This window comes from Bradyrhizobium sp. S3.12.5 (assembly GCF_040548225.1).
GTDB lineage: Bacteria > Pseudomonadota > Alphaproteobacteria > Rhizobiales > Xanthobacteraceae > Bradyrhizobium > Bradyrhizobium cytisi.
In genome coordinates this window covers 162222-176706 of sequence record NZ_JBEPRF010000001.1, presented here as the reverse complement: position 1 = coordinate 176706, position 14485 = coordinate 162222, and the positions used below count along the sequence as shown (strand labels likewise).

Here is a 14485-nt window from a genome sequence, read left to right as displayed (position 1 = left end):
GCCTCACTTCGGAGGGTGGGTTAGTGAGGCTAACCACCCTACGAAGCTACAAATCCAAAAACAAAAGCCCGGCCGAACGACCGGGCTTTTGAACTGTTAGAAGCGAGAGCGGCTTATGCGGCCTCGTCGGCGACGGTGGTGTCGTCGCCGTCGGTATCGCCCTCGGCATCCGCCTCGCCTTCGCCCTCGGCGGCTTCCGCCTTGGCGTTGCGGCGCGGGCTCTTGGCGAGCTGGGCCTCGATCTCCTTGACCGCTTCGGTCTCGGTCGAGTGCTGCACCACCGCGATCTCGCGGGAGAGACGATCGAGCGCCGCTTCATAGAGCTGACGTTCAGAGTAGGACTGCTCCGGCTGCGACTCCGAGCGATAGAGATCGCGCACGACTTCCGCGATCGCGACGATGTCGCCCGAGTTGATCTTCGCTTCGTATTCCTGGGCGCGGCGCGACCACATGGTGCGCTTGACGCGGGCACGGCCCTTGAGCGTCTCCAGCGCCTTCTTCACCAGCGCGGGCTCGGACAGCTTGCGCATGCCGACGTTGGCCACCTTGGCGGTCGGAACGCGCAGCGTCATCTTGTCCTTGATGAAGTTGATGACGAACAGCTCGAGCTTCGCGCCGGCAATCTCCTGCTCCTCGATGGCCAGGATCTGGCCGACGCCGTGAGCGGGATAGACGACGAATTCATTGGCCCTGAAGCCCTGACGCTGGGTCACGACCTTCTTTTCCTCGACCTTCGGCGCGGGTGCAGCGGCCTTCACGGCCGGCTTGGCAGCAGCAACGGGAGCCTTGGCAGGGGCGGCAGCAACAGGAGCCTTCAGAGCAACAGGCTTGGCAGCAGGAGTCTTGGCAGCAACAGGCTTCGTAGCGGGAGCCTTGGCAGCGGGAGCCTTGGCGGCAGCAGGCTTGGCAACGGTCGCTTTCGCGGCCGGTTTGGCAGTCTTGTGAGGCATTGCGCTTCTTTTGTTCTTCGAGGACTTTGCAGCCGGCGGCGCCTTGGCAGCGGCCCGACCCTTGGATGCGCTACGGCTGGCCGCGGCGACTTTTTTGGCCTCCTTATGGGAAGCCCTCGCTGAAGTACTCTTTTTACGCGTTTTCTGTGACACAGCCTGCGCGCGGAAACTGCCACGCCCCTGTTCGACATCTGGTTTCACGGGAACCCGGCGGAGCCAACAGGGCTGACGAGGGGTTCGGGTTAATGTGCCCAATATAGCACATTTCCCGCAAAAATCAATGATTTAGGGGTCGTGAGGCTGGTTTTCGACGCTGACGAAGGTATTAGGGTTAAGTTTGCGCCGGAATTTAGTCTCCGGAGCCGGGGTTCGGAGAAAAATATTTCTCGAACTTCCCTTCCATCCCGTCGAATTCCTTCGCGTCGTCGGGTGATTCTTTCTTCTGGGTGATGTTCGGCCAGCTCTTGGCGTAGTCGGCGTTGACCTGGAGCCACTTTTCCAGGCCCGGTTCCGTGTCCGGCTTGATGGCGTCGGCAGGACATTCCGGCTCGCACACGCCGCAGTCGATACACTCATCCGGGTGGATGACGAGCATGTTCTCGCCCTCGTAGAAACAGTCGACCGGGCAGACCTCGACGCAGTCGGTGTACTTGCATTTGATGCAGGCTTCAGTGACGACGTAAGTCATCCAACGCTCCGAAAAGCTCTTTTAAAACTCGCGGCTTGCGTAGCGCGGATGGCCCGGCGCTGCAAGGTCGGGAAGCCCCGATCATGAGGGCTTTGTGTGGTTGATCGACCAAGAAATGAACCGAAAACGCAATTAATTACTCTTTGCGTTCACTGAGCTCCTCGTAGAGCACGCGCGCCGAGGCTGCATCGCCGCGGCGCGCATTGAAGCCGGTCACCTTCAACACACGTACGGCGCGATCGAGCGCGACGGTGATGACGTCGCCGACCTTGACCGCGTGGCCCGGCGATTTCTCGCGTGTGCCGTTGACGCGGACATGGCCGGACTCGACGAGCTCAGCCGCGGAGGTGCGCGCCTTTACCACCCGCGCGTGCCACAGCCATTTGTCGAGGCGCTGCCGCTCGGTCGTGGGATCACTCCTTGCGACCGGACAGCTGCTCCTTCAGCGCAGCGAGCTTGGCGAAGGGCGAGTTCGGATCGACGGGGCGATCGCGCTCGCGCGGGTTCGCGCTCGAGGCGTAAGGACGCAGCGACGGACCACCCTGACGGTCGCGGCCCTTGTCGCGGTCGCGGCCACGATTGTCGCGGCCCTTGTCGCGATCACCGCCGAACTTCTTGTTGTCGCGGTTGCGATCCTTGTTGTCGCGGTCCTTGCCCTGGAAACTGCGATTCCTGTCGTCGCGCCCTTCCTGACGCGGCGCACCTTCGGCACCACCTTCGCGCGGCTTGCGGAAGTCCTTAGCCCCGTCTCTGCGATGACCGCCGTGGCGATGACGCTGCTCGCGCTTCTCGCCATCGGCCGACTGCGCAGCTTCGCCTTCCGCCGGCGCGGCGCCCGCTTCAGCACCGGCCTGCGGACGCTGGTTGTTGTGTCGCTGATGACGATGGCGCTCGTGGCGCGGCTTGCGATCCTCGTGACGGCCACCGGGACGCCAGACTTCGACGAGTTCCGGCTCGGCAGGCGCCGCAGCAGCCTCGGGCGCCGCCGCAGCCTCAGGTGCAGCAGCATCGGGCGATGCGGCAGCTTCGGTTGCAGCGATCTCGGCAGGAGCGGCTTCAGTGGCAGCCTCCGCAGGCGCAGCAGCCTCTTCCGCCGGCGGCGCGATGCCGGGGGCATCTTCGGGCGTGACGGGTGCTTCGGGCGACGCTTCGAGCGCCGGCTCTTCGTGCGCTCCCTCGTCATGCGGCTCCAGGCCGGGCGCGTCTTCGACGGTGACGGCTTCGATCGCGGCATCTGCGGGCGCCGCGGCCTCCTCGGTCGCGGGCGTTTCTGCGGAAGCTTCGGCAGCAAGCGTCTCGGCAGCAGGCGCGACCGGCTTGGGCGGCAGTGGCGCACGCTTCTCCATGCGATAGCCAAGCGCGCGCAGCACCGAGGCAAAATCCTCGCCGGCGGAGCCGGTGAGCGAGGTCATCGCCTGCGTCACCACGAAGCCGCGGCCGTCGAACGCGCCGGCGGGCTTTTCGCCGGGCGCGTTCTCGCGCCAAGCCAGCGCCGGGCGGATCAGGTCGGCCAGGCGCTCCAGGATGTCGACGCGCACGGCGCGCTCGCCGGCCTGCTTGTAGCCGAGCACGCGATAGGCATCGCGCGGCAGCTGCTTGTCGACCGGGAACGAGGTGCGACCCGACGATGCCAGATGCTGCGCACCTGAAAGCGCCGAAAGATCAACATTGTCCTGCTTCAGCGCCCACAGCAGCGCGGCCAGCGCACGCGCGGCGGGCTTCAGGATGCCGGGGAAATAGATGTGATAGGCGCCGAAGCGGACGCCGTATTTGCGCAAGGTCGCGCGCGAGGGCTGGTCGAGATCCTTCAGCTCGTTGGCGATCTTGGGACGCTCCAGCACGCCGAGCGCCTCGACGAGCTGGTAGGCGATGCCGCGGGCAATGCCGGTGACGTCTTCGGCCTTCGACAGCTCGAACATCGGCCCGAGCAGCTTTTCGATGTGCGTCTTGAGCCAGAGGTCGAGCCGCGCCTGCACCTTCTCGCGGGGGCTACCTGTCAGCCGCTCGTCCGAGATGATGCGGATGCGCGGGTGCAGCGCCTCGTCTGCGGCGGTCAGCCGCGCCACCGCATCGCCGGTCCAGCGGATGGTGCCGTCCGAGGTCAGCACGAACTGATCGTCCGGCGCATTGCCGAGCTTTTCGGCGCGCGTGTTGATCTCGCCGGCGAGCACCGCTTGCGCAGCAGCCTGCAAGGCTTTCGCATCGGAGCCGGCTTCCGCCGCATCCGGTGCAAAGGTGAAGCCATCGAGGCGGCCGATGACATGGCCTTCGACGATGACTTCGCCGGTCTTGCCGATTTCCGTATTCAAGCTCGTGTTCTCCCGCAGGCGGCGCATCAATACACTGGTCCGGCGATCAACGAAACGCTCAGTCAAGCGTTCATGGAGCGCATCCGATAATTTATTTTCGACCTCCCGCGCGATCCCCTGCCAGCGTTCGGGGTCCTTCAGCCAGTCCGGGCGGTTGGCGACGAAGGTCCAGGTGCGAATCTGCGCGATCCGGGCCGACAGCGTGTCGATGTCGCCATCGATGCGGTCGGCCTGGTCGACCTGGGCGGCGAACCAGGAATCGGGGATGCAGCCCTTCTGCATCAGGAAGCCGTAGAGCGTGGTGACGAGCTCGGCATGGGCGGCCGGCGACAGCTTTCGGTAGTCCGGGACCTGGCAGACCTCCCACAGACGTTCCACGGCGGCCTTGCCATGCGCGATATCGCGCACCTCGACGTCGCGGGCGGCGTGGTCGAGCACGCGCATGTCCTCGGCAATGGGTGCCCGCGTCAGCACCTCATGGCCGGGGCCGAGGTTCAGCGAGACCTGGAGCGCGCCGAGCGAGGAGAAATCCAGCTTCGCGTTGCGCCATTGCAGCATCTTCACGGGGTCGAAGATGTGGTTCTGGAGCGCATTCACCAGCTCGGGCTCGAACGGGCCGCAGCGTCCCGTCGTCCCAAAGGTGCCGTTGCGGGTGGCGCGGCCGGCGCGGCCGGCGACCTGCGCGAACTCGGCCGGCGTCAGGCGGCGGAACTGGTAGCCGTCGAACTTGCGGTCGGAGGCAAAGGCGACGTGGTCGACGTCGAGATTGAGGCCCATGCCGACGGCGTCGGTGGCGACGAGGTAGTCGACGTCGCCGTTCTGGAACATCTCGACTTGGGCGTTCCTGGTGCGCGGGCTGAGCGATCCCAGCACCACGGCGGCGCCGCCATGCTGGCGCCTGATCAGCTCGGCGATGGCGTAGACCTCGTCGGCCGAGAACGCGACAATCGCGGTGCGGCGCGGCTGGCGCGTGATCTTGCGATCGCCGGCGAATTCCAGCTGCGACAGCCTGGGACGGGTGATCATGGAAACGCCGGGCAGCAGCCGCTCGATGATCGGGCGCATGGTGGCGGCGCCGAGCAGCAGCGTCTCGTCGCGGCCGCGGCGGTTGAGGATGCGGTCGGTGAAGACGTGGCCGCGTTCCAGATCGGACGCAATCTGGATCTCGTCGACGGCGAAGAAGGAGACGTCGAGGTCGCGCGGCATCGCCTCGACCGTCGACACCCAGTAACGCGGGTTCTTCGGCTTGATCTTCTCCTCGCCGGTGATCAGCGCCACGGCCTCGGGGCCAACGCGGCCGACGATCTTGTTATAGACCTCGCGCGCGAGCAGCCGCAGCGGCAGGCCGATCATGCCCGAGGAATGCGCGAGCATCCGTTCGATGGCGAGATGGGTCTTGCCGGTGTTGGTCGGCCCGAGCACCGCAGTGACGCCGGCGCCAGGCACGCGATCGGAAAGCGCGCGCTCGGAGGCGAAGGGGGAAGAGGAAAAGGCCATGTCTGAATGATTAGGTAGTGGCGATTGGGGCGAATGTCAGTGCTGTTTGGGGCGGCGAGGTGCTGTCAGCCATGTCTCCGAACGCGGCCAAATTCTCCGCTGTCATGCCCCGGCTTGACCGGGGCATCCAGTACGCCGCGGCCTGTCCGCTCCACCACAACCGCCTCGGCGTACTGGATCGCCCGGTCAAGCCGGGCGATGACACCGATCGTGTGGGAGCAGCTTCCCAAAATCCCGCGCAACTGTCTCACTTTGCGACGCTTTTCCCTGTGGCCTTAAGCTTCGGAACGACTCCAGAACGAATCGCGGCCGAATCGCTGACTCCCCGGTGAGTCCTGTTCCGTTCACGCAACATGTCGCGGGACGCTTGTTTCCATCGCACTAGATGGAGTTTTGGGCTGTCGCACAAGCGACGATGTGGTGGCGGATTTCGTTAAGTTGGGGATGGCGCGGAGTCGAATCAGAATCGGGGAGGAGTCAAATGGATTCCCGAAAACGATGACCCCCACCTCATTTTCGCGAAAACAACCCCATGCACAGTAGCTAAGTCATTGTTATGATTAGGGGGAGCGTCGCAGCGGCGGCTACTGCGTCTTTGCCACCCTTGGCGGCTGGGCGGTGGTGATGAAGCTGGTCGCCTCCAGCATCGCCGGGCCCAGCGGCGTCGGCACTTTCAGCCAGAACGGCACCAGGATCCGCGTGCCCGCCACCGGCGCGAAGGCGATCTCGATGTTGCGCTGGGCGGCGAGGTATTTGATCACGGGGCGGTCGGGGATGTAGCCGGCGACAGGCACGAAATACAGCGCGCAGACCACGACCGGGCCGCGATAGCCCTTCTCGGCTTTCACCGTCTCCATGCGCTTGAAATCGAGCTTCAGCTCGTAACGCATGCGGCCGTCGAACACGGGCGCGCTGCCGTGGCAGGCTTCGGGCGACACGGGATCGCCGGTACCTGATACGCGCACCAGCGAGGCTGTCATCGGATCGAACACGCCGCGGCGATGCGCGTCGGTGACGACGATGCGGTCGGCATCGACAGGCGGCTCCGGAATGATGCCGAAATCCTTCACATTGCCCTTGTCGAGGGTGATGTGGATCTCTTCGGTCTTCTTCGAGGTCGTGGTGGAGGCCTGGTAGGCCGATGCGACCAGCGCGCCGTTGACGACGCGCCCCTGCGAGGCGCCGGTGCCGGACCCGCCCGCGAACGATTTCAGGATGCCGGTGGTGCCGCCGGAGGCCGCCGCGGAAAACACGTCGTCCTGGATATCGATGTTCCAGGCGCCGCGTCCGACCGGAATGCCCGACAGCGTCGCCTCATACTGCGCCTCGAGCTTGCCCTGCGCCGCCGCAGGCTCCGCCGCCCACACCAGCACCAGCACGCCGACAGCGGCCAGCGCCAGCCGGGCGACAAAGGCCAGCCTGCCGGCCGACTGCAGCCGGGGCAGAAAGAGGGGCGAGGTGTGCACGAGACGATCCAATCGGGACGCGAGTGGGTGTTACTTAAGCCTGTTACGGCCGCAAGCAATGTATCCGGGCACGATAAGCCGGGAACTCACCGGACTCTTCGGCGGTGAATACGCCCTTTATGTGATGGTAAGGCTTTTCAAACATTGCCGTTTTGGTGATTGAGGATGCGTCAGGGGCGCACACCTCGCCCTGCGCACTCAGCTGTCATGCCCCGGCTCGACCGGGGCATCCAGTACGCCGCAGCCTCTCTGGTCCAGCCGCGCTGCCGGTGGAATACTGGATCGCCCGCCTTCGCGGGCGATGACACCTGAATATGCCGATCGAGATCCCGGGTTCGGGCTCCCGCCCGCCCCGGGACGACGGGCCCAAAACGGCCCGTCGCCTTGACTACCCGCGCCTTCCCCCCTATACGTCCGCCGCTCCCTGCAAGGACAGAGAATTTGCCCCCGTGGCGCCCCGGATGGCGGCCGCAACTCGTTGGGGGCTCGAAACTGAGGATTAGTGACATGTCTCGCCGCTGCGAACTGACGGCCAAGGGCCCCCTCGTCGGCCACAAGGTCAGCCACTCCAACATCAAGACCAAGCGCCGCTTCCTGCCGAACCTGGTCAACGTGACCTTCATCAGCGAAGCCCTGGAGCGCAACGTGCGCCTGCGCGTCTCCACCAACGCGGTGAAGAGCGTCGACCACAATGGCGGCTTAGATGCCTTCCTGCTCAAGGCCAAGGCCGACGTGCTGTCGCCGCGCGCCCTCGAGCTGAAGCGCGCCATCCAGAAAAAGGTCGGCGACGCGCCGGTCAAGAAGGCCAGCTAAGCGAATTTTTTGAGTTGGGCGGGGGCTAGGTTGCGTCGCGTGGCGTAGGCTTAGCCAAGTAGAGTTTTGCGTTTGCGGCCGGGTCGGAAGATCCGGCCGTTTTTTGTTGGTGCGGTAGGCTAGTAGCGAAACTGGAGCGCTCCTTAGCACAAGGGAGTACGCTCGATTGTGCAGCCCTTAGTTGCGGCCCTAGTGTGAATCTGTTTGTGTCGGTCAAAGGATAACCGATGCATATTGATTCGATTGAAATTGCCAACTTTCGGAAGCTTCGTTCTACTCGGGTTAGCTTTGCACGAGACAAAACAGTCTTCGTCGGCGCGAACAACAGCGGCAAGACTTCCGCCATGGTCGCACTACGATATTTCCTCGTATCTCACGAACGAACCAGCTTCACACTGAACGACTTCACCGTTTCTCACTGGCCGTCGCTCGTGACGATGGGCGCGAGTTGGGAAAAGGCCGAAGCTGCCAACGAGGCACTTCCTGAGCCTAACTGGAACGATTTTCTTCCAACGCTCGACGTCTGGCTCCATGTTGAGAGCGATGAAGTACACTATGTCCAAAAAATCTTGCCCACGTTGGATTGGGAGGGCGGGCAGCTCGGCGTGCGGCTACGCTTTGAACCCAAGGATGCGGTAGAGTTACAACGCGAGTACCTTTCCGCTCGCGCAGATGCGGAGAAGGCAAAAAGGGGTGAAGTAACTAGCGAGCCTGACCAGACGAGCGAAGTCATTATCGTCTCACTCTGGCCAGATGACCTCGTTGAATTTCTCCGTCGTCGCCTTGCGCGGCTATTCGTTATCAGAGCATACGTCCTCGATCCCGTGAAACGTCGAGAGCCGGAGCATGGTACGGCGAAGCCGCAAGATCTAGCAGCCGATGCCGTTGCGCTAGAAGAAGATCCCTTTAGAGGACTAATCAAAATTAGCGAGATCAGTGCGCAACGCGGCTTCGGACAAGAAGCCGAGGTCGTACCTGACGAAGATGAGACGAGCGCTGCCACCAGCACCGCCAATGCACGGAAGCTCTCCGAGCAACTCCGGCGGTACTACAGCCGTCACCTCGACCCTTACGACAACCCGGACACGAAAGATGTAAAAGCGCTGCAGGCGATCGAACAGGCGCAAAAGGCGTTCGATACTCGGCTCAATGAAGGCTTCGAAGCCGCGCTCAAGGAATTAGAAGAGCTTGGATACCCAGGCGTCACTGACCCCAAACTCGAAATCTCGACGAGGTTACGTCCTGTAGAGGGGCTCAATCACGAAGCAGCTGTACGTTACGTCATCCAAATGACCGACGGCACCGAGAACACGCGGCTGCACCTGCCGGAGGACTCGAACGGTCTTGGGTACCAGAATCTGATTTCGATGGTATTCCGGCTTATGAGCTATCGTGATGCTTGGATGCTAGTTGGCAAGGCTGAAACAAGAGCTGTTGCGAACAAGGTATTCAGGCCACCCCTGCACCTTGTACTCGTAGAAGAGCCCGAGGCACATCTCCACACTCAGGTTCAGCAGGTCTTTATAAGGCAAGCATACAACATCCTGCGCAAACACCGCGATTTAGGAGACAACAAGACCTTCACTACACAACTGGTTGTTAGCACACATTCAAGTCACATAGCCCATGAGTGCGATTTCGCGTCGCTACGGTACTTCCGGCGGCTTGCTGGCGCGAGGATGGAAATTCCGAGTTCCTGCGTCGTGGACGTCTCTACCGCGTTTGGATCGAATGACGAAACTAGGCGGTTCGTAACTCGCTATCTCAAGGTTACGCACTGCGACCTGTTTTTTGCGGATGCGGCCGTATTGATTGAAGGCCCAGCCGAGCGAATTCTGACGCCCCATTTTGTGAGAGAACACGCCCAATTCAAAGATCTGCGGGAGTGCTATATTACGTGGCTCGAAATCGGCGGCAGTCACGCGCACCGATTGCGTGGCCTCATTGAATGCCTTGCGCTACCTACGTTGATCATTACTGATCTCGACGCAGTAGGTGCAGGCAACAAATCCGCGCTCCCAACGAGGGGCGCCGGCCAGACATCGCGCAATCAAACGCTGAACACATGGTGCCCAAAACGAACCTCTCTTGATGAGCTGTTAGACGAGCCCGAACTGAACAAGATCCTGAAATACGACGCACAGCGCTTCTCAATTCGAGTAGCGTATCAATCGCCGGTCAAAATTGATTTTCGTGGTAGTCCCGTTGAAGCGCTCGCCAACACATTTGAAGACGCCATTCTATTTGAGAATATCAGCCTCTTCCTGGAGCAAGAAGGGACGGGCCTCGTGGCCAAATTCAAAACAGCAATAGAGGCGAGCCCTAGTGTGGAAGAATTAAGTGGAAAGCTTGCCGAGAGCTTGAAGACTGGCAGCAAAGCTGAGCTAGCTCTTGATCTGCTTGAGTTCAAGGATGCAAACAAACTTAGACCCCCGACCTATATGCGAGAGGGCCTCCTCTGGCTTTCTGAACAGGTGCGCGAACGGCAGAAAGAGTTGGGTCTCGCAGTATCGTCAGGCATTGTAACTTCGGCGAAGGCCGCTTGATGCCCGAGGCGGCTGCAAACAATTCCAACGTTGCGCTCGATGACCATATCGAGGAGGAAATCTCCGCTTGTCTAGACCTAGAGCATCCAAGGAGCTTTTTTCTCTACGCCGGCGCCGGCTCCGGCAAGACAAGCTCCCTTATCCGAGCGCTCGAATTCATCAAACAGAAAAACCTTCCGCGGCTTCGTCTTAGAGGACAACAGGTAGCAGTCGTCACATACACCAATGCAGCCTGCGACGAGATCCTTCGGCGATTGAAATTCGATCCAACCTTTCAAGTCTCAACGATCCATAGCTTCGCTTGGAAGCTAATTGCTGGATTTAACAAAGACATTCGAGACTGGCTTCATAAAAAGCTTGAGAGCGAGATACATGAAATTCAGGAGCAAGAGGCGAAGGGGCGCCGCGGCACGAAGGCTTCCGCGAACCGCCAAGCACAGATCGAATCGAAGTCCCGCCGACTTACTGGCCTAAGTGGGATAAAGAAATTCACGTACAGCCCTACCGGAGACAACAAAGAGCGAGATGCATTAAATCATGCCGAGGTGATTGAGCTCTTCGCGAGCTTCCTTACTCAAAAGAAGCTGATGCAAAGCATTCTGGTTAATCAGTTCCCCTTCCTTCTGGTAGATGAGAGTCAGGACACGAATAAGCGGATCGTTGACGCTCTTCTAACCGTACAAGGTGCTCATACCGACAAATTTAGTCTCGGTTTCATCGGCGACACGATGCAAAGAATCTATAACGACGGGAAGGAACGAATAGAAGAAGAGCTCCCGTCTGATTGGGCAAAGCCGGTAAAGCGTCTCAATCATCGATGCCCGCGACGAGTCGTTCGCCTCATCAACCAGATTCGCAGCCAAGTCGACAGTCATGCTCAGGAAGCGAGGTCCGACAGCATCGACGGAATTGTCCGTCTGTTTGTATTGCCGACGAGCGAAGCCAACAAATCTTCAATGGAAGACTCCGTTCGCGCCTACATGGCAGATCTCACTCGTGATGAAGATTGGCACGATCGCCAAAAGTGCAAGATATTGACACTCGAGCATCATATGGCCGCCAGACGTATGGGGTTCGAGACGATTTTCGAAGCGCTTGCTGGCATCGACGCCTTCAGAACAGGACTTCTTGACGGGTCGTTGCCCATTACACGTTTGTTTACGGCCAACGTGCTGCCCCTCGTCTCTGCTCTTCAGAACGACGACAAGTTTGCTACGGCAAGAATTGTGCGTGAGTCCTCTCCACTCCTGAGCACTGAAGCACTAAAGAAAGCGACCGATCAGCGCGATCAATTGCGCAACGCCAGGATAGCAGCCGAAGGACTGCTGAAACTGTGGCAGCAGGGGACACCTACATGCGGCGCGGTTCTGAGTTATGTCGCCGAGCAGCACCTCTTCGATCTCCCAGAAGTTTTGAAGCCGTTTGCGATTCACCGATCAGATGATGAAGCTCAATCTAGTCCTGACGACGAGTCACGCGACCCTTTAGACGAGGCGGACGCGGCCTTAGAGAAATTTCTGCTCGCGTCGTTCTCGGAAATCGCGCCATATGCTCAGTACATCTCGAATACGGCCGAGTTCGGCACACACCAGGGAGTAAAGGGTCTGGAGTTCGATCGCGTTATGGTGTTGATGGACGATGCCGAGGCGCGCGGCTTCATGTTCGGATATGAAAAGTTTTTCGGTGCCAAAGAGCCTTCAGCGAGCGATTTGTCGAATGAATCTGAGGGCCGCGACAGCTCAGTTAGCAGGACCCGCCGCCTATTTTATGTCACCTGCAGCAGAGCCAAGAAGAGTCTTGCCTTAGTGCTCTATACATCTGCCCCCGAGGCGGTGAAAATGCAGATGCTTAGGGACGAGTGGTTCGACGAGCACGAAATTTTGTTAGCGGTGCCCGACCACCCGCTTCCGGCGTGACCAATCTGACATAAGGTTAAGCGGCTGCTTGAAACATTTCGTCCACTCCATTTCCGCTGTTTGACGGCACCGGCAAGGAGACTTCGGAAAACATCTCCAATTTCCGGAGCTCTATCCCTGCCTGCGCAGGACGCAGCCGCGGCAGATAGTGTTTTGCAGTGCGGGGGATCGGCACAGTAACGAAGCCGACGACGTGGCCTCCCTGAGAGGGCCGACGTCAATTTGATGCCGGGGCTGAAATGTTCGCGGCTTCGTAAGACCGCTCCCCCTACCCCCGAAAATCAATGCTCCGCAGCACGATCCCCGGCGGCGTGCCCTCGAACTCCGTCGCCTGATATTTACGTGCCGCGCAGGCTTCGATGCGCTCGCGCAGGCGGGTGAACTGGGCTTCGCGCTGGTCGGGCCCGGCGCGCGGGCGCGGCGCCAGCACCGCGCGCGCGTTAACCGTCCATTAACCAACGCAGCCTAGCCTGCTGTAATCGTCCAGCCATCATTAGCCCGAAATGCCTTCCCGGTTCGCTCCAGGAGAAGCGCCGATGTGCGTTGCGTTGTTGACGTATGCCGATCTCAGTGCCCGCCTCAACATCTCGCGCGAGGCCGCGCGTTCGCTTGCGAGACGACGCCGGTTGCCGCGCTCGCGTTCGGATGATGGCAAGGCGCTGGTGAGCGTCGATTTCTCCGAACTCCGGTACGTGCCCCGCCCACGGCGTGGCCGCCAGGCAGACCCCGTCGCCGCCTCCATGGCAAAGATCGAGGCGTTCAAGGCGGTGGCCTTCAAGGCGGAGGTCGCGCGGCTCGAAGCAGTTGCAACCGGCTACAGGTCAGATTTCGAGCGCGCCGATCGCCTGGCCGTCGAGCTGCTGCAGGCGGCTGCCGAGACGACGGCAGCCAATGCGTGGGCGGCACGACTGGAAGACGAAGTGGCGGCGCTGCGGACCGGTCGCCGGGCTGGCGGCGCAATCGCGGGACAAGCCGCGCTTCAATTGGGACATCTGGCCGCGGCCATCGTGGACGGAGACCGCGCGGCTCGCAGGTAGCACTCGAACCTTTCTCCATCCCGGCCCGCCGGAGCAACCGCGAGGAAAGAATGACTGGCATCACCGAAATTCGCGAGATGAAGGCGCGCATTATCGTGTTCGGGGTCGGCGGCGCCGGCGGCAATGCCGTCAACAACATGATCACGGCCGGGCTGCAAGGGGTCGACTTCGTCGTCGCCAATACCGACGCGCAGGCGCTTGCCATGTCGAAGGCGACGCGCCTCATCCAGCTGGGCACAAATGTGACCGCAGGCCTTGGCGCCGGCTCGCAGCCCGAATTGGGACGCGCCGCAGCCGAGGAGGCAATCGATACGATCCGCGATCATTTGACCGGCGCGCACATGGTCTTCGTGACTGCCGGCATGGGCGGCGGTACCGGCACCGGGGCTGCACCCATCATCGCCAGGACTGCACGCGAGCTCGGCATTCTCACCATCGGCGTGGTCACCAAGCCATTCTACTTCGAGGGCCGGCGCCGCATGCGCTTTGCCGAAGCCGGCATCGAGGAGTTGCTGAAGACAGTCGACACCCTGCTGATCATCCCGAACCAGAACCTGTTCCGGGTGGCCAGCGAGAAGACCACATTCGCCGATGCCTTTGCCCTTGCCGATCAGGTGCTTTATTCGGGTGTGGCCTGCATCAGCGACCTCATCGTCAAGGAAGGCCTGATCAATCTCGATTTTGCCGACGTTCTCTCCGTGATGCGAGAGAAGGGCAAGGCCATGATGGGAAGGGGCGAAGCATCCGGCGAGAAGCGCGTGCTCGCCGCCGCCGTGGCCGCAATTTCCAATCCATTGATCGAGAACCCCTCGATCAAGCGCGCCAGTGGCCTCATCATCTCCATCACCGGCGGCCGGGATCTCATGCTGTTCGAAGTCGACGAAGCTGCGACCCGCATTCGCGACGAGGCCGACCCGGACGCCAACATCATCGTCGGCGCGTCGTTTGATGAAAGCCTCGAAGGTATCGTCCGCGTCTCAGTGGTGGCGACCGGAATCGATAATCTTGACCCGGCGCAGCAGACGCAACCGGCGGAAAGCCCACTCACGCAGCTCGCCGGCAGGCTGCGCAACGACAGCCGCCGCATCGCCGATCGCATCGAGCGCGGCGCACCGCTTCCGCAAGTAGAGAGTCCGCCGCTCCGCCCGGAGGCCCGCCACCCGGCGGGGCAACCGGCAAGGGCGAATCCGGAATATACGCGCCACGCGGCTCCCCAGCCGCACGATCCTTACGACCGCTCCTCTGCGCGCAATGCGACCGACG

At 61.4% G+C, this 14485-nt stretch carries 8 protein-coding genes and 3 pseudogenes; 5 read left to right on the top strand and 6 right to left on the bottom strand.

Going from position 1 to position 14485, the window contains the following annotated elements; all coding sequences use genetic code 11:
- Positions 1–113: 113 nt before the first annotated feature.
- The 5 genes and pseudogenes from ABIC09_RS00810 to ABIC09_RS00790 form a co-directional block, all read right to left on the bottom strand.
- Positions 114–950: a CarD family transcriptional regulator gene (locus ABIC09_RS00810; RefSeq protein WP_354108114.1), complete on the bottom strand. Its 837-nt coding sequence runs from the start codon at positions 948–950 to the stop codon at positions 114–116.
- Positions 951–1299: 349 nt separating this feature from the next.
- The gene (fdxA, locus tag ABIC09_RS00805; RefSeq protein ID WP_148751923.1) at positions 1300–1638 is read right to left on the bottom strand and encodes a ferredoxin FdxA; all 339 of its coding nucleotides are present in this window, start codon (positions 1636–1638) and stop codon (positions 1300–1302) included.
- Between the two features lie 136 nt (positions 1639–1774).
- Positions 1775–2041, bottom strand: a pseudogene (locus ABIC09_RS00800) (RNA-binding S4 domain-containing protein); the annotation flags it as partial.
- Between the two features lie 10 nt (positions 2042–2051).
- A complete protein-coding gene (locus tag ABIC09_RS00795) occupies positions 2052–5444 on the bottom strand; it encodes a helicase-related protein (protein ID WP_354108113.1) in 3393 nt (1130 codons plus the stop codon).
- A gap of 584 nt (positions 5445–6028) precedes the next feature.
- A complete protein-coding gene (locus ABIC09_RS00790) occupies positions 6029–6838 on the bottom strand; it encodes a DUF3108 domain-containing protein (RefSeq protein ID WP_354108257.1) in 810 nt (269 codons plus the stop codon).
- Positions 6839–7417: 579 nt separating this feature from the next.
- Between ABIC09_RS00790 and rpmB the strand changes: the two genes are divergently transcribed.
- The 3 genes from rpmB to ABIC09_RS00775 all read left to right on the top strand — a co-directional run bounded on the left by rpmB (position 7418) and on the right by ABIC09_RS00775 (position 12185).
- The gene (rpmB, locus tag ABIC09_RS00785; protein ID WP_148751926.1) at positions 7418–7723 is read left to right on the top strand and encodes a 50S ribosomal protein L28; all 306 of its coding nucleotides are present in this window, start codon (positions 7418–7420) and stop codon (positions 7721–7723) included.
- A 227-nt stretch (positions 7724–7950) separates the two neighbouring features.
- Entirely contained in the window at positions 7951–10269 is a 2319-nt protein-coding gene (locus ABIC09_RS00780) for an AAA family ATPase (protein WP_354108112.1), read from the top strand.
- Positions 10269–12185, top strand: coding sequence for a UvrD-helicase domain-containing protein (locus ABIC09_RS00775; RefSeq protein WP_354108111.1), 1917 nt, complete (start codon positions 10269–10271; stop codon positions 12183–12185). The genes ABIC09_RS00780 and ABIC09_RS00775 overlap by 1 nt, the downstream gene beginning before the upstream one ends.
- Before the next feature lie 268 nt (positions 12186–12453).
- Here the strand turns inward: ABIC09_RS00775 and ABIC09_RS00770 are convergent.
- Positions 12454–12600, bottom strand: a pseudogene (locus ABIC09_RS00770) (DUF1488 family protein); the annotation flags it as partial.
- Between the two features lie 121 nt (positions 12601–12721).
- Between ABIC09_RS00770 and ABIC09_RS00765 the strand changes: the two are divergent.
- Positions 12722–13222, top strand: coding sequence for a hypothetical protein (locus ABIC09_RS00765; RefSeq protein ID WP_354108110.1), 501 nt, complete (start codon positions 12722–12724; stop codon positions 13220–13222).
- Between the two features lie 50 nt (positions 13223–13272).
- Positions 13273–14223: pseudogene (gene ftsZ, locus ABIC09_RS00760) on the top strand (cell division protein FtsZ); the annotation flags it as partial.
- Between the last annotated feature and the right edge of the window lie 262 nt (positions 14224–14485).